This is a genomic window from Yersinia vastinensis (genome assembly GCF_044905075.1).
Taxonomy (GTDB): Bacteria; Pseudomonadota; Gammaproteobacteria; order Enterobacterales; family Enterobacteriaceae; genus Yersinia; species Yersinia vastinensis.
On record NZ_CP173260.1, the window covers coordinates 4,014,560 to 4,039,073 of the forward strand.

Here is a 24,514-nt window from a genome sequence, read left to right on the forward strand (position 1 = left end):
TCACGCATTCTGTGTGCGCTCTGGATTCTGCGCACTGTCCGCATGCAAGCGGCCAGGACTATTCCGCCCTTGAATGCAAAATTCACATCAATCTTCTTGCTGTATTTCACTTAATACTGATGGGCGAGCTAGCCTTTGCAAATCGGCAGCCAGTAATTGCTGAACCAGTTCGACACAGCGCAGGAAGCGCTCGTCGTAATCCGCCGACTCAACATGGACGTACTCAATATTATTGCTGCGCAGCATCTGTTCCAGTAGTTTCTGGAAAGATTTGCGGTCACGATCACTGCCGAGGCTGCGTAAACCATCAGCGACCCACGGCGTGTTGTTCTCCAACAAAATCACCAAGTCAAAACGGTATTCATCAATCAGCGCCTGCACAAACGGGTGTTCGCGCCCTTCATATTTCTTACAAAATGCCTGAGTGGTGACAAAATCAGTATCAATAAAAGCCACTTTATTGGCGTATTTAACCGCAAAATCAACATATTGCGCCTGACCCAATGCAATCTTGTCATAATCAGAATATTGCAGTGCCATCTCATCGCCCCCCAGATGAGAGAAAACATAATCACGGCCATATTCCCACGCACTGGTGGTATTGAAAATATTGGCTAACTTATTGACTAACGTGGATTTTCCGCTGGATTCCCCCCCCAATATTGCTACAGTACGCACAAAGAAAGGCTTCACTTCGGTGGGGATATAATCCCAGTAGCGGAAAGGATCACGGCGGATCTGGCGGCCACTGATATTCATAAATGAACGTTGCGGGTCGATCAGAATGGTTTCGATACCAAATTGTTCATGGTAATGCGGTGCATCCTGACTTTCGCTGGAATAAATAAAGCTGGGGACAATCCCCTTTTCCGCCATGAAGTTTTTGACGCCATGGCTCCAGACATCCCAACCATGGGGATACGGCTCAATCCCATGTTCATCAAATGAATGAATATGAATATTTTTCTGATATTTAAAGGTTTGCAGTAGCCAGCGCAAGCGGTCACTGACCGTTGGTTGCTGCGACATAGAACTATTTTCAAACAGCTCACGGTCGCGAGGCTCATCGAAACAAAGAATGATATGCAGCTCATCAACCTGACTACAAGCACGTTGAATGAGATAGATATGCCCGGTATGCAATGGGTAAAATTTACCAAACACCACGCCGACTTTTTTCTCGCGACGCGGAAATTCCAGCTCAAGGTAGCGGTGCAGAGCCTCTAGCTTTTGTGCGCTGGGGCTTTTGATTTTGTCATTGAGTAACTGACTTAAGTAACCTTTGGTCATGCCACTGGCATCGGCCACCTGCTGTAAAGTACAACCCTTTTGCTTAATCGCTGTTTTAAGATAGTCGAACTGCAGCATACCGCCTCCTTGTTTAGCACACTAAACAAAAGTAACACAGTATGCCGCGCGATGGACACGACTAAATGTGCGCTATGGCGTTACAAATCTTCCAACACTGCCAGTGCATCGGCCAGCTTCTTCACGCCGAAAACTTGCATATTCGGTAGCGGTTTCTTTGGCATATTGGCATACGGCACGATAGCGCGCTTAAACCCGTGCTTGGCCGCCTCTGAAATACGCTCCTGGCCACTCGGCACTGGGCGAATTTCACCCGCCAGCCCCACTTCCCCAAAGACCACTAAATCTTGCGGCAGCGGACGGTCACGTAAGCTTGAAACTAGCGACATCAGCAAAGCCAGATCGGCACTGGTTTCTGTCACTTTTACGCCACCGACCACATTGACGAACACGTCTTGGTCAGACATCTGCAAACCGCCATGTCGATGCAAAACGGCCAGTAAAATAGCTAATCGGTTTTGTTCCAACCCGACTGCGACTCGGCGCGGATTTGACATCATCGAGTGGTCCACCAGTGCCTGAATCTCAACCAGCAATGGGCGCGTCCCTTCCCATACCACCATCACCGAACTGCCTGCTGTGACTTCATCGCCACGGCTGAGGAAAATGGCTGATGGGTTACTGACCTCGCGTAGACCTTGCTCAGTCATGGCAAAGACACCCAGTTCATTGACAGCACCAAAGCGGTTTTTGTGGCTGCGCAGCGTGCGAAAACGTGAGTCACCGTCACCATCAAGCATCACTGAACAGTCGATGCAGTGCTCCAAGACTTTCGGCCCCGCCAGCGAGCCATCTTTGGTCACGTGCCCAACCATCACAATGGCAACACCACGGGTTTTCGCAAAACGGGTGAGATAAGCGGCGGTTTCACGCACTTGCGCCACACTGCCCGGCGACGATTGGATATCCGCCATATGCATGACTTGGATTGAGTCGATAACCATCAATCGTGGCTGTTCTTGCTCGGCAATCAGGCAAATCTGTTCAATACTGGTTTCCGACAGCATATTCAGGCCAGCAGTGGGTAACCCCAGACGATGCGCCCGCATAGCAACCTGTTGTAGTGACTCTTCGCCAGTGACATACAGCGTTTTCATGCTTTCGGAGAGTTTGCAGAGGGTTTGCAGCAGCAAGGTACTCTTCCCTGCCCCCGGATTGCCACCAATCAGGATAGCACTGCCCGGGACAACACCGCCGCCCAGCACTCGGTCAAACTCAAGAAAGCCGGTAGAGAACCGCGGCAATTCTTCCAGACTGATATCGGATAGTTTTTGTACCCGGCTAACTCCGGCATCCCCCGCGTAACCACCAAAACGCTCATGACGGGATGAGGACGTCGCCGCAGCGGCGAGCCGAATTTCAGTAATGGTATTCCAAGCATTGCAGGCGCTGCATTGCCCTTGCCAGCGCGGATAATCAGCCCCGCATTCATTGCAGACGAATGCCCGTTTTGGTGCTTTAGCCACGTTTCACCTCAATATGACGGCCTAACAATCTATTTTTTTACTTAGTGCTATCCCCAAAGCCATTGGTACTACAGCAAGGCTGCAAACAAACGCATCCCGATGAGCTGACTCAAGTCAGTGATTCGGGTAAGTGAGTGCCGCTAACACCGCTGTAGTGCCAAGGGCGCGGGGGATTATCGTTCTTCGTGCTTAAGACTCCCGGTCAAGATACACAGCACACTCAGCAAATCACCATGGCGAATCGCCACTTTGGATTTAGCGTACACTTTCGGCTTGGCGTGGAAGGCCAGACCAAGACCGGCGGCTTGCATCATTTTCAGGTCGTTAGCACCATCACCGATAGCCACGGTTTGCGCGACAGGGATATTCAGCTTCTCTGCCAGTTTGAGCAGCGTGTCGGCTTTATATTGTGCATCGACAATCGGCCCGAGCACCTTGCCTGTCAGTTTGCCGTCTTTGATTTCAAGCTCATTGGCCGCAACATCTACCAACCGCAATTTGTCGCGCAGGTATTCAGCGTAATAGGTGAATCCGCCGGAGGCTATTGCGACATGCCAATCCAACGCCTGAAGTTTACGTACTAGGCTGGTCAACCCCGGCATCAAGGGTAATTCGTCACGCACTTGCTTAAGAATATTGGCATCGGCCCCCTTCAGGGTCGCGACTCGTTGACGCAAGCTGGCTGAGAAATCCAGCTCACCCTGCATCGCACGTTCAGTGACGGCTGCCACTTCCTCACCCACTCCCGCCAACTTGGCAATCTCATCGATACATTCAATTTGGATGGCGGTGGAGTCCATATCCATCACTAACAGGCCCGGAGTGCGCAGATGCGGAATAGTGCCAAGCGGGGCTACATCTAGCCCATTTTCATCGGCCAGCGTTTTAATTCTTGGGGTCAAACTGCCCGCCAAGCGAATCACTTGGTAATCTTCAACACACCAAGCGGAAACAATCACCATGGCGGCACCGAGTTGACGTTGGAAGTGGGTAATGCGCTTTTTATCCAGTTTTCTGCCGTACAACAGCCAACCTGTATGACCAGCACGATAATCCAGCGGCATGACTTCATCACCACTGAGTGAAAGTGGTAAACCCGGCCATTGATAGATCTCTGCGGGGAGATCGCAATAGGTCAGACTATTAGACATGAACTACTCCTGTAGAAAACGAAAATCGACAACATGTACCCAGTAGATTTTGCGTTGCACCAAGGCGGCAACAGAGAAAATCCCCAAGAGCTTACTTCACTCTGTAACGGGTGTGAGTGAAGGAAGCCAACACCGCAGCAATGTGAAATATGCAGGGTAGAAATAGTGCATCAAACTATCCTATCGTAATAACTTCTGGCAACATAAAGTCATCAAATACGGCAAGGAACCTGAATGGCCAAGGCTAAATTAAAATTTCGATTGCACCGTACTGCTATTGTGCTGATTTGCTTGGCATTGCTGGTTTTGCTTATGCAAGGTGCATCCTATTTCAGCCTCAGTCATCAACTGGCCCGTTCGGAACAAGTTGAAGAGTTGGCGAAGACACTGGCAAGACAAGTCACTTTCAGCCTGTCGCCCATTATGGATACTAGCGATGATGATATTGATAGCCAAAAAGTTGATGCCATTCTCCAGCAATTGACGCAATCAAGCCGCATATTAGATGCCAGCGTATATCAGATTGACGGGACTCTGGTCGCCGCTGCTGGAGAAAACGTAAAAGTACGCGACCGGCTGGCTTTAGATGGCAAACGCCCCGGCAGTTATTTCAATCACCAGATTGTCGAACTGATCCCCGGTAAAAGCGGGCCAAGTGGATTTTTGCGCATGACACTGGACACTCACGTGCTAGCCACTGAATCCAAGCAAGTGGATAATACCACCAATTTGTTGCGGCTGATGATATTGGTCGCGCTGGCCGTGGGCATTATTCTGGCCCGAACCCTATTACAAGGTCGCCGCAGCCGTTGGCAGCAATCACCTTATCTGCTGACCGCCAATACCCCCGTCAAAGAAGATGATAATGACGATGGCGCATCAGAGACACCCACAGCTACGCCAGAAGCAGACAAAAAACCGGATGATAAATAGTGGGATGGTGTCAGGAACAGGGAATTACGCCATGCGCTCAATGATAGGTGACAATGACGCTATCTTCTCCTGCATCTGACTGGCTATAACTTTAAAGTTCACACTGATATTAGGATGGGTACTAACAGTACCCCAAAATTGTTCGGCCAGTTGCTTTGCCTGCTGCCAATGTTCACGACCAACATCAGCCGATAACGTGATATCCGGCACCATTTGTCGCATATTCCCCGTGCCTGATGGAGCAAAAGCCATAGGTAACATGTCATAGATAGGCGCAAGAGATAGGGGACGATTTTCCGGATGCAGGAAAGATAGATTTCCATGGTGCATATCAGTATTCGCAATTAACACCCCGAAAGCCCAAAACAGTCTGACTTGCTCAAGGTCAACCATACTCAGTAAACCTATCTCGGCCAATTCTCGACATACTTTCGGCCAACTGGCTACAGGTATGCCGATAAACTCGGCATTTACTGCCTCCAAAGACACCATGCCAATACGGCCACGCTGACCAAAACGGTCAAAACGCTCAACTTCCAGAAAAGTTTGTCTATCCTGATATTGCAATATGTGACTGACAGCGGCGCAATATCCTGCATTTCTTAAGGTATTTAACGCCAAAGACTCGGCAATAAGTAAATCCGCCCAACGCTGCGCGTTAGGGTTATCCTGCGCAGCAGTAAATTTGACGATAACATATGACGGAGGCTTTTCCTCATATCCGGCATAACAAGTAAATTTAGGTTGCTCCCCACCAGCTGAGGAACCCACCATTTCCCCCGCAAGCGCCATTAGAGACAATTCATTATAACGTTGCAGCTTGTCTGATGGTGGAATGGGAACAGCATCAGGCTTAACGAGCCAATGCTGATAACTTTCTTGCCCGAGCAAAATATTGCCGTTACTGTCATCCGCCATGCGAGATAGCGCGAGCAGGATATTATCTTCATTCCACCCACGAATATCCTTATTAAGCTGCAAATGTTCAGCGACAGACTTGCCCCAAATTCGGCCAAGAAACCCCTGTGGCCGCATATCTGCCAGATACCAAGGGAGGCTGTCAAATTGTTGCCATGTATTGTCATCCAATTGATGGACACAACACATTTCTGCCGGATAGATCGGGTATAAATTGGCAAAATGGCTGGCATTCCCGAAGCGGTCAATTCTGTAGAGTGGGAATTCACTAATGCCTGTAACCAGCCGAAGTAAAGCATAACGGGTCGATTTTCCTTTCCCGATCTTTAGCACTCGACTTTTTAACCCATTGATTAGACGAGATACGGTCGGCTGGCTAATGGCCAAAGCCTGTGCCAAGGAGCTTGCCGTAGCGGGGCCTTGTCGTAATAACATTTCCAAGGAAGGCATTTGAATAGCTCCATGAATAGAAAAATGAATAGAACTGTGAATAGATTTATATCGCTAATAATATGATATGTAAAGGAAGGAGGTGAAAATCAAAAGGACAGATGAATAGATTAGTGAAGATTAAAATAACGCCTAACAGAACCGAAATACTGTGGTTCGATTCTGTTAGGTTAACGAAATTACGCTTGGTCGCCCAGTAACACAGATTCTAATGCTATCTCAATCATATCGTTAAACGTGGTCTGGCGCTCGGCTGCGGTGGTTTGCTCACCGGTACGGATATGATCAGATACGGTACAGATAGTCAGGGCTTTAGCACCGAACTCAGCAGCTACACCATAAATACCTGCTGCTTCCATTTCTACACCTAAAATGCCGTATTTTTCCATAACATCAAACATTTGTGGATCTGGCGTATAGAACAGGTCAGCGGAGAAGATGTTACCCACACGGACATCAATCCCTTTCGCTTTAGCTGCATCAACCGCGTTACGGGTCATTTCAAAATCAGCAATTGCCGCGTAATCGTGGTCTTTAAAACGCAGGCGGTTGACTTTGGAGTCCGTACACGCGCCCATGCCGATGACTACATCGCGCAGTTTAACGTCAGCACGCACCGCGCCACAGGAACCCACACGAATAATTTTCTTTACACCGAAATCAGTGATCAACTCTTTCGCATAAATGGAGCAGGACGGGATCCCCATGCCGTGGCCCATCACAGAGATTGGACGCCCTTTATAGGTGCCGGTGAAGCCCAACATGCCGCGCACATTGTTCACTTCGCGCACATCTTTCAGGAAGGTTTCTGCGATAAACTTTGCACGCAGTGGATCCCCTGGCATCAAAACAACGTCAGCGAAATCACCCATTTCAGCATTAATATGTGGCGTTGCCATAATCACTTTCCTTAAAAATCAGATAATTAAAATTTATATCACTGAAATGTTAGTGTTTTCCCACAATCCCAATTCAGTAGAATTCTATTAACTAGAAGACCTAGATGAGCATAGGCAGTTTGGGTGCGGCCAGCGCGCAAAAACCGGTGCGTACACGCAGTACGCGAGGATTCTTAGCACTGCCCACGCCCAACTTGGCCCTACAGCATACTTTTTCCGTAATCCATGGGTGACAAATCAAAATACTTGGCAACCGTCTGCCCAATATCGGCAAAGGTTTCACGGTGCCCCAGTGAACCCGGCTTAACTTTCGGACCGTAAACCAAGACCGGAATATGCTCACGAGTATGGTCGGTGCCCGGCCAAGTTGGGTCACAACCATGGTCTGCCGTCAGGATCAGGATGTCATCTTCTTTCACCAGCGCCATTAACTCTGGTAGACGGCGGTCGAACAATTCCAAAGCCGCGGCATAGCCTGCAACATCACGGCGGTGACCGTAAGAAGAGTCAAAATCAACAAAGTTAGTGAACACGATAGTGTTGTCACCGGCTTTCTTCATCTCTTCGATAGTGGCATCAAACAAGGCATCCAGACCTGTGGCTTTCACTTTATGCGTGATCCCAACATGCGCATAGATGTCGGCGATTTTGCCGATAGACACCACTTCGCCGCCCTTCTCATCCACCAGTTTTTTCAACATAGTCGGTGCTGGCGGTTCAACAGCCAGATCGTGGCGGTTGCCAGTACGTTGGAAGTTGCCCGGTTTATCACCAATGAACGGGCGCGCAATCACACGACCAATATTGTAACCGCCCTCGGTCAGTTCTTCGCGAGCAATCTCACACAACTCATACAAGCGATCCAAACCGAATGTTTCTTCGTGGCAGGCAATCTGGAACACCGAGTCGGCAGAGGTATAGAAAATCGGTTTTCCGGTTTTCATGTGCTCTTCACCCAGTTGATCAAGGATCACGGTGCCTGAAGAGTGACAGTTGCCCAAATAACCCGGCAAATTGGCGCGTTTGACCAGTTTATCCAGTAACTCTGGTGGGAAGCTGTTTTCCACATCACTGAAATAACCCCAGTCGAACAAGACCGGTACGCCAGCAATTTCCCAGTGGCCTGATGGCGTGTCTTTACCAGAAGATAACTCACTGGCATAACCATAAGCACCAATGATATCTGCATTCTTATCCAGACCTACCGGGAATTTACCGGTCGATTCTTCGGCAGCTTTACCCAGACCTAAACGGCACAGGTTAGGCAATTTCAATGGGCCGCTACGACCAATATCGGCTTCACCACGGGCGCAGGCCTCGGCGATATGGCCCAACGTATCAGCCCCTTCGTCGCCAAATTTCTTAGCATCGGCGCTAGCGCCAATACCAAATGAGTCTAATACCATAATAAATGTACGTTTCATCATTCTCTCCTGCATCGGTTCGCACGCGTAGCGGCGTCCCATAAAATATGGCGTTTATTCAGTGATACGGCGATAAACCACGGGGGTTTCTTCCGGCACTTTATCACCCAAAGTAATAGCTGCTCGTACCGCATCTGCCGCCAGTTGCCAATCATCTTCATTATTGGCATGAATTACAGTGAGTGGTTGCTGACCGTCAACACGGCTCCCCAAACGGGCCATATCGGTCAGACCCACACTGTAATCGATAGGGTCTGATGCAAGGCGACGGCCTCCCCCAAGGGAAACGACAGCCATACCAAGTGCACGCGTATCCATCGCAGTGATAATCCCCGGGCGTTCGGCAAATACTGGCTTGCTCAACATGGCTGCGGGTAAGTAATGGTCATAACGTTCGACGAAATCACTCGGGCCTTTTTGTGCCGCCACCATGCGGCCAAAAACTTCCGCCGCTTTGCCGTTGTCCAATACCGTTTGCAGCTTGGCTCTGGCATCGGCATCGTCCTGTGCCAATCCACCCGACAGCAGCATTTCCACACACAGGGCCATCGTCACTTCAAGCAGCCGCGGGTTACGATATTCGCCCGTCAGGAAGCGCACGGCTTCGCGCACCTCTACCGCATTACCGGCACTGGATGCCAGCACTTGGTTCATGTCGGTCAGCAGCGCCGTAGTTTTACACCCTGCACCATTCGCGACACTAACGATAGCCTGCGCCAGATCTTCAGATAGCTGATAAGTCGGCATAAAAGCACCACTACCGACTTTGACATCCATCACCAACGCATCCAAACCTTCAGCCAGTTTCTTGGCCAAAATAGAGGCGGTAATCAGTGGGATGGAGTCCACTGTTGCGGTGATATCACGGGTGGCATAAAAGCGCTTATCTGCCGGAGCCAATGAGCTGGTTTGGCCAATAATGGCAACACCAACATCCTGAATGATCTTACGAAATGTGCTGTCATCGGGGAAAATATCAAACCCAGGAATCGCTTCCAATTTATCCAATGTCCCGCCAGTGTGACCTAAACCACGGCCAGAGATCATCGGGACATAGCCACCGCAGGCAGCAACCATCGGGCCAAGCATGAGAGACGTGACATCACCGACACCGCCAGTGGAGTGTTTGTCCACCATTGGGCCATTGAGGTTCAGACTCTTCCAGTTCAGCACGGTGCCAGAGTCACGCATTGCCATGGTGAGTGCCACACGTTCTGGCATGCTCATATCATGGAAATAGATGGTCATCGCCAAAGCAGCTATTTGACCTTCGGAAACGACGTTGTCGCGAACACCATTGATAAAGAAACGAATTTCTTCTTCGCTCAGTGGCTGACCATCGCGTTTTTTACGGATAATTTCTTGTGCCAGAAACAAGGCATCCCCCTGCTTGACATACGCCCCTCACACTCGAGGCCGGGGCATAAATATGGAAAAAGCCACACTGTGGGCAAAATAGCCCACAATGCATCTGCTCAGTTCAAAGTCTGCGATAACCGCTAGTAACCGCTGGTGTTGCTCTCACTCTGATGACCCAGAGTTGTCAACAAACTGCCCAACAGGCTAGATGCGCCAAAGCGGAAGTGGCGAGCATCAGCCCAACCGTCACCCATCAATTTATCGGCCAGTTGCAAGAATTGTGCAGCGTCTTCAGCGGTACGTACGCCACCGGCGGGCTTGAAGCCGACGGTTTCCCCGACACCCAAGTCACGAATGGTACGCATCATGATGTCGGCACTTTCCAACGTGGCATTGACGGGAACTTTACCGGTGGAGGTTTTAATAAAATCAGCCCCTGCTTTGATAGCAATCTCAGAAGCCTGACGAATTAAATGTTCTTGTTTTAACTCGCCAGTCTCAATAATCACTTTCAACAACACGTTCGCGTCAGCACAGGCATCTTTGCACTGTTTGACTAATTCGAAGCCCACTTTATCGTTACCCGCCATTAAGGCACGGTAAGGGAAAACCACGTCCACTTCATCTGCACCATAGGCAATTGCGGCGCGGGTTTCAGCCAGCGCAATGTCAATATCATCATTGCCATGAGGGAAGTTGGTCACCGTGGCTATACGGACCTCAGGTGTTCCCTGCTCACGTAATGTTTTACGAGCAATAGGAATAAAGCGAGGATAAATACAGACTGCTGCCGTATTGCCAGCAGGGCTTTTTGCCTGATGACACAAAGCAATAACTTTGTCGTCGGTATCGTCGTCATTCAGGGTGGTTAAATCCATCAAACTCAGTGCGCGTTTAGCATAATCTTTTAGACTCGCACAGGCGGTTAAATCGGTCATAAAACTCTCCAACACTATTTCAGTCCCGGCACATTACCAAGACTGAGTATGTATTTATGAGCGGACAAAGAGATCATTTAGACCTCTTTGATGATGAAAAAAACTATCTTGCTCAATACGTTGGCGAGCGGACTTGGTTCCTTGAAGATAGCCCCACGGAGATAACCCTTGGGGAGCAATTGAGATCCATCTCACCGCACTAACTTATAGCTCTATTTGAACACGTTACACGGTCATGAGATGTGTTCAAATTCACATAAATTGATAGCAACTTGTAACGCAACAGTATTATATGTGATTAAAGTCACAAAATAACCTGATTTATGCCTTAAAGACAGTAAATGCCCACTCGCATCAAGAATAGCTTATGGGCAGGAATCCACCTGATTATTGATATGAACCACAATACGAATAAATGAGAGTAATACCGAAAGTTTGGGCGCGGAAAACACACAAAACCGTCACATACATACAGTATATGACGGTGATGAGCGCGGTCCATTCGCCCTACTGATGACCGAACAGTATCAAGTCACCAAACTTAATCAGAGAGCCAAGAAGAAACCGGCAATAGTCGCGCTCATTAAGTTCGACAACGTCCCTGCGGCTACGGCTTTCAGACCAAAGCGTGCAATATCATGGCGGCGATTAGGTGCCATACTGCCTAACCCACCCAACAAGATAGCGACAGATGACAAGTTGGCAAAACCACAGAGAGCAAAAGAAATAATGGCTTTTGAATGCTCAGAAAGCACCTGCAAACCTGCGGCTTTCACTAACTCTTCGGCCTGGAGATATTGGCCAAAGTTCATAAACGCCACAAATTCATTCACAATGATCTTCTGGCCGATAAAGGAACCAGCCACCATCGCTTCATCCCACGGAATGCCGATCAGATAAGCAATTGGCGAGAATACCCAGCCGAGAATTAATTCCATTGACAGCTGCGGATAGTCGAACCAGCCGCCAATCCCGCCCAAAATCCCATTGAGCAATGCAATCAATGCAATAAAGGCTAATAACATTGCCCCGACATTCAGTGCCAGTTGCATACCGGAAGCCGCACCAGATGCCGCGGCATCAATAACGTTAGCAGGGCGATCGTCTTTATCAATCAGCGTAATAGCATCGACTTTATCGTGCGTTTTTTCAGTTTCTGGCACCATTAATTTCGCGAACAATAACCCACCGGGTGCGGCCATAAAGGAAGCGGCGATCAGATATTCTAATGGCACCCCCATTTGCGCATAACCGGCCAATACTGAACCCGCAACCGAGGCTAAACCACCACACATTACAGCGAACAATTCAGATTGCGTCATGGTAGAGATGTAAGGGCGTACAACCAATGGGGCTTCGGTCTGGCCGACAAAAATGTTCGCCGTCGCAGAAAGAGATTCGGTACGCGATGTGCCCAAAAGTTTTTGCAGCCCGCCACCTAATACCTTAATCACAAGCTGCATAATGCCGAGATAATATAAAACGGCGATTAGTGAAGAGAAGAAAACAATAACGGGTAATACGCGCAGGGCAAATACAAAACCACCGCCGCCAAAAACTTCAAACATTTTGTCGGAAACTAGCCCGCCAAACATAAATGAAATACCGTCATTACCATATGCAATAACGTTCGCTACCCCTTGAGACATCCCGCCAAGGATACGACGACCGATTGGCACATATAACACCAGCGCACCAATACCAACCTGGATAATAAATGCCCCAACTACAGTGCGGATATTAATCGCCCTAAAATTGCTTGAAAGAAGCACGGCTATTAATATCAGTACTGCCATTCCGACTAAACTCATGAGCATGTCGATAATCCTGTTAATGATTTATATTTAAATAATGTGTGTGGAGGGGATTATACTGGCATGATCTCGCTATCAAACAATCTCTGTCACAAATAAACACAACTGGAAGCAACTGTTAGACAATTAATGTGATTAACATCACATTATAAAAGTGAGGTAGGTGAAAGCAGACTAACTATTAGTGTGATTTGCATGTGTTCGCTCAGTCTACAGAACGCATTTCTCGACTGGCGGCAACTGGAATAAACGCTGACTATTCTCCAATAGATGGGCAGCAATCTCTTGTGGTGTTTCTGAGCGTAATTCACATAATACGGCAAATACATTTGCCGCCCGCTCTGGCCGGTTAGGCTGCCCCTGAAAACCCGCAAGGGGCATATCCGGGGCATCGGTCTCTAACAACAATGCTGACAGCGGTAATGTTGCCATGACATTTCGTGTTTTCTGCGCTCGTTCATAAGTGATGGTACCGCCCACGCCAATGTAATAGCCCATACGAATAAATGCCTGCGCCTGCGCTAAGCTCCCGGCAAAACCGTGTACTACGCCCGTGCGTGGCAAGTCAGCTTTACGCAAGGCGGAAGCGAGCTGATCGTGCGAGCGGCGCGAGTGCAATATCACCGGCAAATCATGCTGTTTGGCTAGCGTCAACTGAGCGCGTAATAACGCTAATTGACATGGCAACTGCGGCTCATCCATGTAGAGATCTAGGCCAATCTCCCCCACCGCCACCAATTTTTCCGTTTTATTCTCCAGCAATGATGCCAGCAGCGCTAAATCAGCTTCCTGATGTTGGGCAATATAGAGTGGATGCATACCGAGCGCGGCGAAGAGCGGCGGGTAGTTCGCAGCCAAATCAACAATACGAGAAAAGTAAGCTGCGCTGACCGCGGGCACAATGACTTGCTGCACATTCGCCTGTGCAGCACTGGCTAAACTGGCAACCTCTCTACCGCTAAAGGGGGGGAAATCAAAGTGACAATGCGTATCGACAAAATACGGCATCGGCTCGCCAGTTTGCGCCATTAGGCTGTATCACCTTTAGTTTTCGCCACGCCCGCAGGCAAAATGATCTCCGCGGGTAGCGGTTTCTTTTTATTGCGTGTCGTGGTGGGAATAATCAGCCCACTGTCTGCCACCGTCATTTGAGCAGAAAGATGATTTCCTGTGGCGTTTGCAGTATCAACCGATGTGATGATATCTGGCGACTGATTGATATCAAAAGTGGACTCATCAGTGTCGATCAACTCGGCCATCTCATCTGTCTGGTTAATATCTTGTGGCTGGATCATACGGCGAGAAAGGGAGATCGAAGGCTTGTTCTCTTTGATTTCAGCGGAGTCCATCTGATCTTGTGGCAGTAACCAGTGTCCAACCGTTGCCAAGAAATAGCGGCCACAGCGACGACCTAAATGGTAATCCCGGTTTAGGGCTGCAACCCGACTACCCAGTGCGCTACTCGCCAGTGGTTTCGGAGGGAAAATCTCAAAAATACGCAAATCACCTGGCGGTTTCTCAATGAATTGCTGGATACGATGATAGCTCTGCTCATGCTGCTGCATAATGCGCACCAGTTGTTGCAAGCTACTTTCACTCAACCAGTGCTCCATCCGCTTCATCCATTGCGGTGTATAATAAGCCTGCGAAGGTACGGTTCGAATGACCACAATGGTATCCGCCCCACGCCGATAAGCCTCTTCGACAGGAATAGCATCACTGATTCCGCCATCCTGATAACTTACGCCGTCTAGCTCAACGCCTTGGCGATACAACCCCGGAATAGCACTGGAGGCTTTAATTGCCGGTAACCAGCTTTCCCGAGTTGGAGAAATATAGGTGGGTTCGAAATCCTCACTGCGGCAAGCACACATGAGAAACTCACGACCATTCTGGAGATGTTGTTCGGCGCTGTCGATTGCCAGAGGTAACTGCTGAGAGGTGATATCTACCAACCAATCAAGGTCAATTAAGTGCCCACCACGCACAAAACGCAATGGATTGAAGAAGTCGGCGGTGGTGGTGTAACGAGTAATCACACGGCGAGCGTAACCGGGTTGACCGCAGATAAAAGCAGAAAGGTTTTGTGCCCCTGCGGAGGTTCCGATCATCAGATCAAAAGGATTAAAGCGGGCACGTTGGAATTCATCCAGCACACCGGCTGTAAAAATTCCTCGCTGCCCGCCCCCCTCGCAGACCAACGCCATTTTACCGGGTTGGTATGGTTTATAGGCGAGTGGCTCAATATTGCCGAGCGTGATAGGTATTCTGTATCCCACCATCCATCCTTAATTCCATTACAACAGGTGTCGAGGATACCCCTTCTTACCTTTGCTGTAACCATTACGCTTTACTAAAGGCGCTTACGTCCTGTAAACAAACTGATGAGGAATAGGATAATACCCACGACAAAAACAACTTTTGCGGCCCAAGCTGCCGTACCGGCTAGCCCACCAAAACCTAATGCCGCAGCGATTAACGCAATGACCAGAAATATAATGCCCCAGCGAAACATAAGCTTCTCCTTACCATTTGAAAAATGACTTCGTAAACTCTCGTTCAAGAACCATTCTTTAATGACCTCTGTCTATTTAACAGTAGCGTATTTAACAGAAGTCGTTTTATTGGGTTTATTGGATGGGTTATTTAGCTGACGGACTGATTAAAGGTATTTCGTGGATAATATGACGGAGCCACGAAATACCTAACCGCCTGATAATAATTAAGGCTTGATGCTGAGGTCGTTTTTAACGCTTTTCACGCCATCAACCGCTTTAGCAATGCTCTCTGCACGCTCGGATTGTGCTTTATTTTCAACATCACCAGATAACTGCACGACACCATCCGTTGTTTCTACTTTCACTTTACGTGAAGGGACGATGTCATCGGCCAGTAGTTTGGCTTTGATTGAGCTGGTTGTTGCAGCATCACCAGCATATTCGCTGACTGATTGCGTTTTTTGATCTTTTACATGGAGCTTATCGCTGACCGATTTAACACCTTCAACATTACCGGCGATTTCAACGGCGGTTTCAGCTTCGGCCTGAGAGGTAACGAAACCACTGAGCGTGACAACGCCATGGTTGGTTTCGACAGAGATATCTGTGCTTTTAAGGGATTTTTCTTCCAGCAAGGCACTTTTTACTTTTGCCGTTGCTGCACTATCCCCCATGTAATTATCAACTTTCTTCATGGAACTATCGAGTTTAGCACCGGTACTGTCCACAGCGTTGGAGGCTTTATTTAGCATCGTTTCTTCAGCAAATGCGCCACTACTCATCAACGCAGTACCTAAAACAATAGCCATCACTGAACGGGCAAATTTTGTGTTTGTCATCGATTTCTTCCTTTTTTGTTTTGAACCCCAAATTGGATATAACGCCCAATTTACTGATTCTTACGCCACCTTATATCGGTGGGTACTTGATGAATACTTTACGATTACTGCAGGTTAACTGACCTAAAATTGATGCAAGTCAATCCTGCTGGTATCTATAAAGATAGAGCATCTCAGGAGAAAGACAGTCGGAATAGGACTAAAGCAGGAATTTTATTACTAAGTCGGAGTTATCTTAGAGGAAAAATAGTGAGATATATTAATGAATCGGGGCACTGAGTACCCCGATAGAATGCGGCTTGCAGCTTGATTAATGTTCGCGAGTTTTACGGAAACGAACTTCCGGGTAACGCTCTTGCGTAATATTCAAATTAACCATTGTAGGGGCGATATAGCTCAAATTATCACCGCCATCTAATGCCAGATTAACTTCATTCTTACGTTTAAACTCTTCGAATTTCTTCACGTCGTCACATTCAACCCAACGGGCTGTCGAAACGTTAACGGATTCATACACCGCTTCCACGTTGTATTCACTTTTCAGTCGTGAAGAAACGACTTCAAACTGCAGAACACCGACTGCCCCGACGATCAGATCGTTGTTGGTCAATGGACGGAAGACTTGCACCGCTCCCTCTTCTGACAACTGAACCAATCCTTTCAGTAACTGTTTCTGTTTCAACGGATCACGCAAACGGATGCGACGGAACAATTCAGGGGCAAAGTTCGGAATACCAGTGAACTTCATATCTTCACCTTGAGTGAAGGTATCACCAATCTGAATAGTACCGTGGTTATGCAGGCCGATAATGTCGCCCGCATAAGCTTCTTCAAGATGCGAACGGTCGCCCGCCATAAAGGTCAAAGCATCTGAGATAACCACATCTTTCTTAATACGTACCTGACGCAGTTTCATCCCTTTTTCAAAACGGCCAGAAACCACACGCAAGAAAGCAACGCGGTCACGGTGTTTTGGATCCATATTAGCCTGAATCTTAAAGACAAAACCGGTAAATTTCTCTTCAGCTGCAACCACTTCGCGCGTGTCTGTTTTACGTGGCATTGGCGCAGGAGCCCACTCAACCAAGCCATCCAACATATGGTCAACACCAAAGTTGCCCAGTGCAGTACCAAAGAAGACTGGGGTTAAGTCACCGGACAGGAATGCTTCATGGTCAAATTCATGCGACGCGCCCTGTACCAGTTCAAGCTCTTGGCGGAACTGCTTCGCCAAATCCTCACCCACAGCAATATCCAAGTCTGGGTTATTCAGCCCTTTAACAATGCGAACTTCTTGGATGGTGTGGCCTTTACCGGTCTGATACAGGTAAGTTTCATCTTTATAAAGGTGGTAAACCCCTTTAAACAACTTACCGCAGCCAATCGGCCAGGTTATCGGTGAACACGCAATTTTTAGCTCGCGCTCCACTTCATCCAGGACTTCCATAGGATCACGAATATCGCGGTCCAATTTGTTCATGAAGGTCAGGATCGGAGTATCACGCAAACGGGTGACTTCCATCAGCTTACGGGTTCGATCTTCTACCCCTTTCGCTGCATCAATCACCATCAGACAACAGTCAACCGCCGTTAGAGTACGATAGGTATCTTCGGAGAAGTCTTCATGCCCCGGGGTATCCAGCAAGTTAACCAGACAGCCACCATACGGGAACTGCATCACGGACGTAGTGATGGAGATACCACGTTGTTTTTCCATTTCCATCCAGTCAGATTTGGCATGATGGCTAGAGCCACGGCCTTTTACCGTACCAGCGGTCTGAATGGCGTGTCCGAACAGCAACACTTTTTCGGTAATGGTGGTTTTACCGGCATCGGGGTGAGAAATGATCGCGAAAGTACGTCTTTTCGCGACTTCCTGTGCATATTCACTTGGAGACATAGTTTGAAGTTTCTACTTTTAGGCCCCCTGCTCTGGCATGACATCTGGTGCCATGCGCGATTCAGGAAAGCGAGAATCAGTGTTATAGCGCGGTATTTTCCCTGATTTAACCGGGATAGACAATTTATTATCCGTAAAACGGCACTACCCCATGGGCAACGCCATCATAATGGCATCTTCACGCCCATTCGCACTTGGATAATAGTTGCGGCGCACGGAAACCTCGTTAAACCCGAGGCTTTCATACAAGGCTATCGCGCCTGCATTTGAGGCCCGAACTTCAAGCCAAAGAGTGAAGATATTACGCGTTTCCAACTGTGCAATCACATGCTCAAGCAGCAAACGGCCATAACCTTGGCGCTGATGCTGCGGATCAATGGCAATATTAAACAGCGTTGCTTCATCCAATACCATTTGGGTAATGGCAAAGCCGACCATTTGCTGATCAACACTCAGTTTAAAATTGAGGTAGCGCTCACCCTGATTGCTCGCCAAGGTTTTTTCCGTCCACGGAAAAGCGTGGCTGGCTTGTTCAATTTGATACGCTGTGGCCAGATCGGCTGGCGTCAGGATAGAAATCTGCTTCATGATGACAAATCTGCTGCCAAAGTGCGCGCTTCGCGCTTGCGTCTTGATAAAGCCCGGCCAGTGCCGGACTGTGTAATTGTGCGCCTGCAACGGCAAGAGGTTCACTGATGCCCAATCGCCAACTGTTGCACTGTGTTTCTTCGGGTAACATCGCAACCTGATCAGGCGTCAGCGCATAAGCCTGATGCGGAGTCAGCCCTAAGCTACGCAATACGTCGCACAACAGCGGGTCATCTGATTCAGGAAGCGGGTCTGCCACAATCAACAGACGGGTATCTTCAGGCAAGCGGATGGCGATTTCCCCCTGCAAAACGGCCGGGCGGCGCAATGTCCACTGCGTAATGCCAAGCTGTTGTAACAGCAAGTCTCGTCTTGATGCCATGCCCTTTCCTATCAAAGCGACCCCTATTTCGGCGCTATGCTAGCAAACCCATCGAACATGCGCCAACAAACCTCTATAATCCCCGATTATATTATTGAGGAGCCAAAGACTGATGTCAGCATTAACCCCAGCCAGTGAAGTGATACTGCGCCATAGTGATGAATTTATAGCCCGCCACGTGTTATTTGCCGGTGACCTGCAGGATGCGCTGCCAGCGCAATTTGATGCCGCCGGGGTACGGGTTCACACCAATCAATATCACCACTGGCAATTACTGAGCAATACGCTGGAAGAGAATGTTCAATTCGGTCTTTTGGCAACAGCGGAAACGGCCGCAACCTGCGATACGCTGGTTTATTACTGGCCAAAAAGCAAGCAAGAAGCCCAGTTCCAACTGGCTAATCTGCTCTCTTTATTGCCGGTGGGTAGCGATATCTTTGTGGTGGGTGAGAACCGTAGTGGTGTGCGCAGTGCAGAAGAAATGCTGTCTGAGTTTGCGCAACTGACCAAAATTGACAGTGCTCGCCGCTGTGGTCTCTATCATGGCCGTTTGGATAAGCAGCCCGAATTTGATGCCGATGCTTGGTGGGAAAGCTATCAGATCGGTGATGTAACAGTAAAAACCTTGCCGGGCGTATTCAGCCGTGATTCGCTTGATTCTGGTAGTCACCTGCTGCTGTCCACTTTCAGCGAGCCGTTTAAAGGCAGCGTGTTAGATGTTGGCTGTGGTGCCGGGGTGCTAGCATCAGTTCTGGCGCAGCAATCGCCGAAAATCAAATGGACATTGAGTGATGTCAGTGCGGCAGCCATTGAATCTAGCCGAGCAACATTGGCGGCGAATAATATTGAAGCGCAAGTGATTGCCAGCAATGTCTACTCTGACATTAAAGGCCGTTTCGAGATGATTATTTCAAATCCGCCGTTCCATGATGGAATTCAAACCAGCCTGACGGCGGCGGAGATGTTGATCCGAGGGGCGACCGCGCACCTGCATGTCGGCGGTAAATTACGTATCGTGGCGAACGCCTTCTTGCCTTATCCTGCGCTGCTGGATGCTGCATTTGGCAGCCATGAAGTACTGGCACAGAATGGCCGCTTTAAGGTGTATCAGGCAACGGTCGGGCGCCCACCACGAGATCCTAAGAAAAAACGTTAATATTAGGCGTTAAGATAGACCATCCCTTCTGCGCCGTAGCGTTCACCTGCTGCGGCATGGAAGGGGAATACTGCATCAAGTGTTGCCAATTCTTGTGGGCTGAGTAGCACATCAGCTGCCGCTAAATTCTCTTCCAGATAGGTTCGGCGCTTGGTTCCAGGGATAGGGACAATGAAACTTCGTTGTGCCAGTACCCATGCCAATGCCAATTGTGATGGTTTAACCCCTTTCTCTTGCGCCATTTTTATCACGGTATCCGCCAGTGCCAGATTCAAGGCAAAGTTATCCCCCTGAAAACGTGGATTATTACGACGGAAATCATCAGCAGCTAAATCTTCTGGGCTGCGGATAGCCCCAGTCAAAAAACCACGACCCAACGGGCTATAGGCAACAAAACCCACACCTAAGCGTTCGCACATTGCCAAGACTGACGTTTCTACATCTCGCGTCCACAGTGAGTATTCACTCTGTACAGCAGTAATCGGGTGTACCTGATGAGCTTTTTCCAATGTTGCCGCCGAGACTTCACTCAGGCCGATATACCGAATTTTACCGGCGGTGATCAAATCAGCCAGCGTCCCTACTACGTCCTCCACCGGCACACTCGGATCACCACGGTGTTGATAATAAAGATCGATAACATCAACACCTAACCGCTTCAAACTGCCATCAACAGATTTGCGGATATAATCAGGATGACTGCTCACGCCACGAGCCGCTGGGTTTGCTGGATCACGCACAATACCAAACTTAGTGGCTAAAAAGACCTGCTCTCGCTTTCCTTTGATTGCCCGCCCCACCAACTCTTCATTGGTAAACGGGCCATACATATCCGCGGTATCCAGTAACGTGACACCCAGTTCCAGTGCTCGATGCAAAGTCGCAATGGACTCATTGACGTCCTGATTGGTTGAGTAAAAATCACTCATGCCCATGCAGCCAAGGCCAAGAGCAGAAACCAGAGGGCCATTCGAACCTAATTGACGTTGTTGCATTGTGATATTCCCCATTAGTGATGTCGGAGGAAAGTGTGGTTGTTTCGTAGAGAAAGATAAATAATGCAGATAGCTCATCACTGTTCAAAAAACACCAACAATAGGCGGACACGATTATGGACCAAATACAAGCCATGCAGATTTTTGTTCGCATTGTTGAGTTGGGCAGTTTCAGTCGAGCGGCAGAAAAACTGCAGTTGCCACGCGCCACGGTCAGCCATACCTTAAAGAGGCTCGAGCAGCGGCTCGGTGTCCGCTTGCTGGTTCGTACCACCCGGCAAGTGAATATCACCGCTGAAGGCTCGCTCTATTATCAGCGCTGTTTACAATTACTCTCCGCATTTGAAGAAGCAAACGCGCTATTCAGTCATCAACGGCTGCAACCAGAAGGAAAAGTGCGCATCGATATGCCACATTCACTGGCGCGCAATGTGGTTATCCCAGCACTGAGTGACTTTTACCAGCGCTATCCCCATATCACACTGAGTCTCAGCGCTAATGACAGCACCATCGATTTAATGCGTGAAGGCGCGGATTGTGTATTACGTGCCTGGATCCCCCATGATGAACAACTCGTCGCGCGCAATATTGGTCAGCAACCCCAAATAACCTGCGCCTCTCCTGCGTACCTCGAAAAATATGGCGTTCCGACGTCACTTGAGGATTTAGCGGGCCATCAAGCCGTAGGGTATTTCTCGCAACTCAATAGCCGTGATTATCCATTGGAATTTGTTCACCAAGGGAAAGTTGAACGCCGCGTATTGCCCGGTATGTTGAGTGTTAGTGGTGCTGATGCCTATATCGCCGCAGGTGTCGCGGGTCTGGGCCTGATTCAAGCACCTACCCCTGGAATTCATCACCAATTAGCACAAGGTGAACTGATAGAGGTATTACCCGATATGCCGCCACCGGCAATGCCATTGTTTATTATGTTCCCACCGGGGCGTTTTTTGGCCCCGCGCGTTAGAGTCCTTATAGACTGGCTAATCGCGCTATTTGCTCATTACCCACCCAGCCCTTCCGATATAGAGAACAGCGCTTAAAATTTGAAATGCTTGAGTAATCAAAGCAATTACTCAACATATGATGCTTTTTACAGCAAACGTCCCGCTTAGGGGAAATAAGTATTGACCTGTACGTGAAAATCTCTAGAATTCGCCCCCGTGGTTGCATCAAAAAGTCATGTTTCCGGTACGCGATGGTGGCGGAATTGGTAGACGCGCTAGCTTCAGGTGTTAGTGTTCTTACGGACGTGAGGGTTCAAGTCCCTCCCTTCGCACCAAACATTTCTTTCTCAATGAACAACTTCAGCAGTAAAGATTTATATTGCACAGCACATGCGATGGTGGCGGAATTGGTAGACGCGCTAGCTTCAGGTGTTAGTGTTCTTACGGACGTGAGGGTTCAAGTCCCTCCCTTCGCACCAAGCTGGTGATATAAATCCTAAGTTTTACGCAATTCATAACAAACAGTAAGAAATCATTTGGGCGATGGTGGCGGAATTGGTAGACGCGCTAGCTTCAGGTGTTAGTGTTCTTACGGACGTGAGGGTTCAAGTCCCTCCCTTCGCACCACGATGATTTCAATTATTACTGTCCGCAAACTCGTCAAATCTCTTAGCGACTTCAGGCCAGACACACTACTTTTCAATACCATCAATCAATGAATTCCGTTGTGCATCAATATGGCAGCCAGACCTCCCAATAGCGCTATGCAAGAAGGTAATAACAGGAAATGCCGTAATCGAGAGTGATACAGCATACTGACCGTTGCCAGCATCGCGATAATGATCAGCACCCGCAACTGCCCCACCGTAATATCAGCCCACTCGAGCACCGGCAGCAAAGCAAAAGGCAGCAAAATTCCCCAACCACTGGACATTAAGCGACTCAAAACACCGCTGATTCCCCATGAACGATAAGCTGCTAATCTGGCTGTAATCATCATGACGCCTCGCTCAAATGATAATATAAATGATAATGATAACTAATATCATATATCACTACTGAGCAATCTGCACCAGGAAGTTGTCATTAAAAAAAGCATTATTTAACTGAAATAGCCTTGTTGACACGACCGGGATATCAGATTTCGAAGAGTAAATTGATGAGTTGATCGACATCATGATGACAGGCTGAAACAAAAATGGTAATTTTGACTAAGAAAATTCCTAAAGCCATAAAAACGATTCAAACAAAGATAATTACTTATAAGAACTATTTATCGTGATGCCTGAATAAAATGGCTTCATGAGGATATTGTTTATTTGTCTACTGACAGCACGCCATTATGCAGAGTGAATTGAATATGAATAGCCATTCCTACGATCAGCTTTTGAAAAGTAAGCATCGGCTCTCTTTACTGCTTTTTCTATTTCTTAATGCGGCGTCAGCTATTTTCAGTATGATATTACCCTCGTCAGAAACACCGGCGATCACATTACCTGTCGTGCTGATCACCGTTATCAGCCTCGGTTCTGCTGCTTATTTATATTTTATTTCGAAGAATTATGCCGATAAATTGAATTTATTTGCAATTATCATGGGCGTACTCTGGGCCTGGCAAATCATTCTTAAATATGAATATTTGGGAACCAATGAAAATAATTACTTATTACTCAGCTTGTTTACGATTTTCTTCATCAGCACGATTGCGCTATCAGATAACTTTCTTGCCTTTTGTCTGCACACGGCACCTTCGGCACTAACCGTTATTTTTCTGGATGATTTTCAAAATATTTCCCGCATTATATTTACTATCATGCTGCCGCTCATTGGCTTCTCTTTACATCATTTGATGCTACGCCGCAGCGATGACTTCACTCGAAAACTTGTCGCACGCCTTTATAATGAAAGAGAAAAATTCAGTGATTTAAGTATGATAGACCCTTTAACCAGCTTGTATAATCGCCGGGGATTGGAAAATAAACTTGAAACACTATTAGCGCAGTCTCCTGGCAATCATTACGTACTGCTACTCGATATCGATCATTTCAAGGCTTATAACGATAACTATGGTCATACCATGGGAGATCAAGCATTGGTGCGGGTTGCTGCCGCTATTCGCGATGCTGTTCGTTCACGGGACATCGTTGTGCGCTATGGTGGTGAGGAGTTTTTGGTATTATTGACACATGTGAGCGAAGAGTACGCAAGCCAGTTGGCTGAAAGAGTCCGACAGAAAGTTTTAGGCCTTGATATTCCACATGTTTTTAACCACAAAGTCTCTACGACAGTCACATTGAGTGCTGGGATTTCGCCCTTACAATCCTATGATCTGGCATCGTCACTCAAAGCCGCAGATGAAGCACTGTATCGGGCTAAAAAGGATGGACGCAATAAAGTTGCCTTTGCCGAAGATAAATTATCTAAGGTTGAATCTTCGCCCTGATAAAATCACCGAGCACAATACTCAACTATTATTTCTTCAGTTAATA

At 48.1% G+C, this 24,514-nt stretch carries 22 protein-coding genes and 3 tRNA genes; 7 read left to right on the top strand and 18 right to left on the bottom strand.

The window, feature by feature from the left end; all coding sequences use genetic code 11:
• Window positions 1-87: 87 nt before the first annotated feature.
• From nadR to serB, 3 genes are all read right to left on the bottom strand, one after another.
• Entirely contained in the window at window positions 88-1,368 is a 1,281-nt protein-coding gene (gene nadR, locus ACIOG0_RS18565; protein ID WP_050100075.1) for a multifunctional transcriptional regulator/nicotinamide-nucleotide adenylyltransferase/ribosylnicotinamide kinase NadR, read from the bottom strand.
• A gap of 80 nt (window positions 1,369-1,448) precedes the next feature.
• Window positions 1,449-2,834, bottom strand: a complete 1,386-nt coding sequence (radA, locus tag ACIOG0_RS18570) for a DNA repair protein RadA (protein WP_050100073.1) — start codon at window positions 2,832-2,834, stop codon at window positions 1,449-1,451.
• A 173-nt stretch (window positions 2,835-3,007) separates the two neighbouring features.
• The gene (gene serB, locus ACIOG0_RS18575) at window positions 3,008-3,985 is read right to left on the bottom strand and encodes a phosphoserine phosphatase (protein ID WP_050140889.1); all 978 of its coding nucleotides are present in this window, start codon (window positions 3,983-3,985) and stop codon (window positions 3,008-3,010) included.
• A 234-nt stretch (window positions 3,986-4,219) separates the two neighbouring features.
• Between serB and ACIOG0_RS18580 the strand changes: the two genes are divergently transcribed.
• The gene (locus tag ACIOG0_RS18580; RefSeq protein WP_050296348.1) at window positions 4,220-4,918 is read left to right on the top strand and encodes a YtjB family periplasmic protein; all 699 of its coding nucleotides are present in this window, start codon (window positions 4,220-4,222) and stop codon (window positions 4,916-4,918) included.
• 24 nt (window positions 4,919-4,942) lie between these two features.
• On the opposite strand, the gene yjjJ is transcribed toward ACIOG0_RS18580, so the two are convergent.
• The 13 genes from yjjJ to ACIOG0_RS18645 all read right to left on the bottom strand — a co-directional run bounded on the left by yjjJ (window position 4,943) and on the right by ACIOG0_RS18645 (window position 18,927).
• Entirely contained in the window at window positions 4,943-6,286 is a 1,344-nt protein-coding gene (yjjJ, locus tag ACIOG0_RS18585; protein ID WP_050100067.1) for a type II toxin-antitoxin system HipA family toxin YjjJ, read from the bottom strand.
• A gap of 179 nt (window positions 6,287-6,465) precedes the next feature.
• Entirely contained in the window at window positions 6,466-7,185 is a 720-nt protein-coding gene (deoD, locus tag ACIOG0_RS18590; protein WP_050100064.1) for a purine-nucleoside phosphorylase, read from the bottom strand.
• 200 nt (window positions 7,186-7,385) lie between these two features.
• Complete coding sequence (deoB, locus tag ACIOG0_RS18595; RefSeq protein ID WP_050100062.1) at window positions 7,386-8,609, bottom strand: phosphopentomutase; 1,224 nt, start codon at window positions 8,607-8,609, stop codon at window positions 7,386-7,388.
• A gap of 54 nt (window positions 8,610-8,663) precedes the next feature.
• Window positions 8,664-9,986 (bottom strand): thymidine phosphorylase, encoded by a 1,323-nt coding sequence (gene deoA / locus ACIOG0_RS18600; RefSeq protein ID WP_050100060.1) that lies wholly within the window; start codon window positions 9,984-9,986, stop codon window positions 8,664-8,666.
• 122 nt (window positions 9,987-10,108) lie between these two features.
• Entirely contained in the window at window positions 10,109-10,906 is a 798-nt protein-coding gene (gene deoC, locus ACIOG0_RS18605; RefSeq protein WP_050100058.1) for a deoxyribose-phosphate aldolase, read from the bottom strand.
• Between the two features lie 545 nt (window positions 10,907-11,451).
• Window positions 11,452-12,723, bottom strand: a complete 1,272-nt coding sequence (locus ACIOG0_RS18610; protein ID WP_072086645.1) for a NupC/NupG family nucleoside CNT transporter — start codon at window positions 12,721-12,723, stop codon at window positions 11,452-11,454.
• A 207-nt stretch (window positions 12,724-12,930) separates the two neighbouring features.
• Entirely contained in the window at window positions 12,931-13,728 is a 798-nt protein-coding gene (locus tag ACIOG0_RS18615; RefSeq protein ID WP_072086656.1) for a TatD family hydrolase, read from the bottom strand.
• A 20-nt stretch (window positions 13,729-13,748) separates the two neighbouring features.
• Complete coding sequence (locus tag ACIOG0_RS18620; RefSeq protein WP_050100051.1) at window positions 13,749-15,002, bottom strand: patatin family protein; 1,254 nt, start codon at window positions 15,000-15,002, stop codon at window positions 13,749-13,751.
• A gap of 71 nt (window positions 15,003-15,073) precedes the next feature.
• Window positions 15,074-15,235: a DUF1328 domain-containing protein gene (locus tag ACIOG0_RS18625; RefSeq protein WP_004389381.1), complete on the bottom strand. Its 162-nt coding sequence runs from the start codon at window positions 15,233-15,235 to the stop codon at window positions 15,074-15,076.
• A gap of 207 nt (window positions 15,236-15,442) precedes the next feature.
• Window positions 15,443-16,057, bottom strand: a complete 615-nt coding sequence (osmY, locus tag ACIOG0_RS18630) for a molecular chaperone OsmY (RefSeq protein WP_050100049.1) — start codon at window positions 16,055-16,057, stop codon at window positions 15,443-15,445.
• Window positions 16,058-16,367: 310 nt separating this feature from the next.
• A complete protein-coding gene (gene prfC, locus ACIOG0_RS18635) occupies window positions 16,368-17,957 on the bottom strand; it encodes a peptide chain release factor 3 (RefSeq protein WP_050100047.1) in 1,590 nt (529 codons plus the stop codon).
• A 144-nt stretch (window positions 17,958-18,101) separates the two neighbouring features.
• The gene (gene rimI, locus ACIOG0_RS18640; RefSeq protein ID WP_050100046.1) at window positions 18,102-18,545 is read right to left on the bottom strand and encodes a ribosomal protein S18-alanine N-acetyltransferase; all 444 of its coding nucleotides are present in this window, start codon (window positions 18,543-18,545) and stop codon (window positions 18,102-18,104) included.
• The gene (locus ACIOG0_RS18645; RefSeq protein ID WP_050100043.1) at window positions 18,490-18,927 is read right to left on the bottom strand and encodes a DNA polymerase III subunit psi; all 438 of its coding nucleotides are present in this window, start codon (window positions 18,925-18,927) and stop codon (window positions 18,490-18,492) included. Before ACIOG0_RS18645 ends, rimI begins: the two co-directional genes overlap by 56 nt.
• Before the next feature lie 112 nt (window positions 18,928-19,039).
• Here ACIOG0_RS18645 and rsmC point away from each other — a divergent pair, with 112 nt between their 5' ends.
• The gene (rsmC, locus tag ACIOG0_RS18650; protein ID WP_050100041.1) at window positions 19,040-20,083 is read left to right on the top strand and encodes a 16S rRNA (guanine(1207)-N(2))-methyltransferase RsmC; all 1,044 of its coding nucleotides are present in this window, start codon (window positions 19,040-19,042) and stop codon (window positions 20,081-20,083) included.
• Between the two features lie 2 nt (window positions 20,084-20,085).
• Here rsmC and ACIOG0_RS18655 read toward each other — a convergent pair whose 3' ends face one another.
• A complete protein-coding gene (locus ACIOG0_RS18655; RefSeq protein WP_050100038.1) occupies window positions 20,086-21,078 on the bottom strand; it encodes an aldo/keto reductase in 993 nt (330 codons plus the stop codon).
• 116 nt (window positions 21,079-21,194) lie between these two features.
• Here ACIOG0_RS18655 and ACIOG0_RS18660 point away from each other — a divergent pair, with 116 nt between their 5' ends.
• From ACIOG0_RS18660 to ACIOG0_RS18675, 4 genes are all read left to right on the top strand, one after another.
• Window positions 21,195-22,121 carry a LysR family transcriptional regulator gene (locus ACIOG0_RS18660; RefSeq protein ID WP_050100036.1) on the top strand — a complete coding sequence of 309 codons (927 nt, stop codon included), beginning with the start codon at window positions 21,195-21,197 and terminating at the stop codon, window positions 22,119-22,121.
• 152 nt (window positions 22,122-22,273) lie between these two features.
• Window positions 22,274-22,360 (top strand) — tRNA-Leu (locus ACIOG0_RS18665).
• A gap of 57 nt (window positions 22,361-22,417) precedes the next feature.
• Window positions 22,418-22,504 (top strand) — tRNA-Leu (locus tag ACIOG0_RS18670).
• Window positions 22,505-22,565: 61 nt separating this feature from the next.
• Window positions 22,566-22,652: transfer RNA gene (locus tag ACIOG0_RS18675), tRNA-Leu, on the top strand.
• An 85-nt stretch (window positions 22,653-22,737) separates the two neighbouring features.
• Here ACIOG0_RS18675 and ACIOG0_RS18680 read toward each other — a convergent pair.
• Complete coding sequence (locus ACIOG0_RS18680; RefSeq protein WP_050100035.1) at window positions 22,738-23,022, bottom strand: DUF1435 domain-containing protein; 285 nt, start codon at window positions 23,020-23,022, stop codon at window positions 22,738-22,740.
• Window positions 23,023-23,367: 345 nt separating this feature from the next.
• Here ACIOG0_RS18680 and ACIOG0_RS18685 point away from each other — a divergent pair, with 345 nt between their 5' ends.
• Entirely contained in the window at window positions 23,368-24,468 is a 1,101-nt protein-coding gene (locus ACIOG0_RS18685) for a GGDEF domain-containing protein (RefSeq protein ID WP_050100033.1), read from the top strand.
• Window positions 24,469-24,514 lie beyond the last annotated feature (46 nt).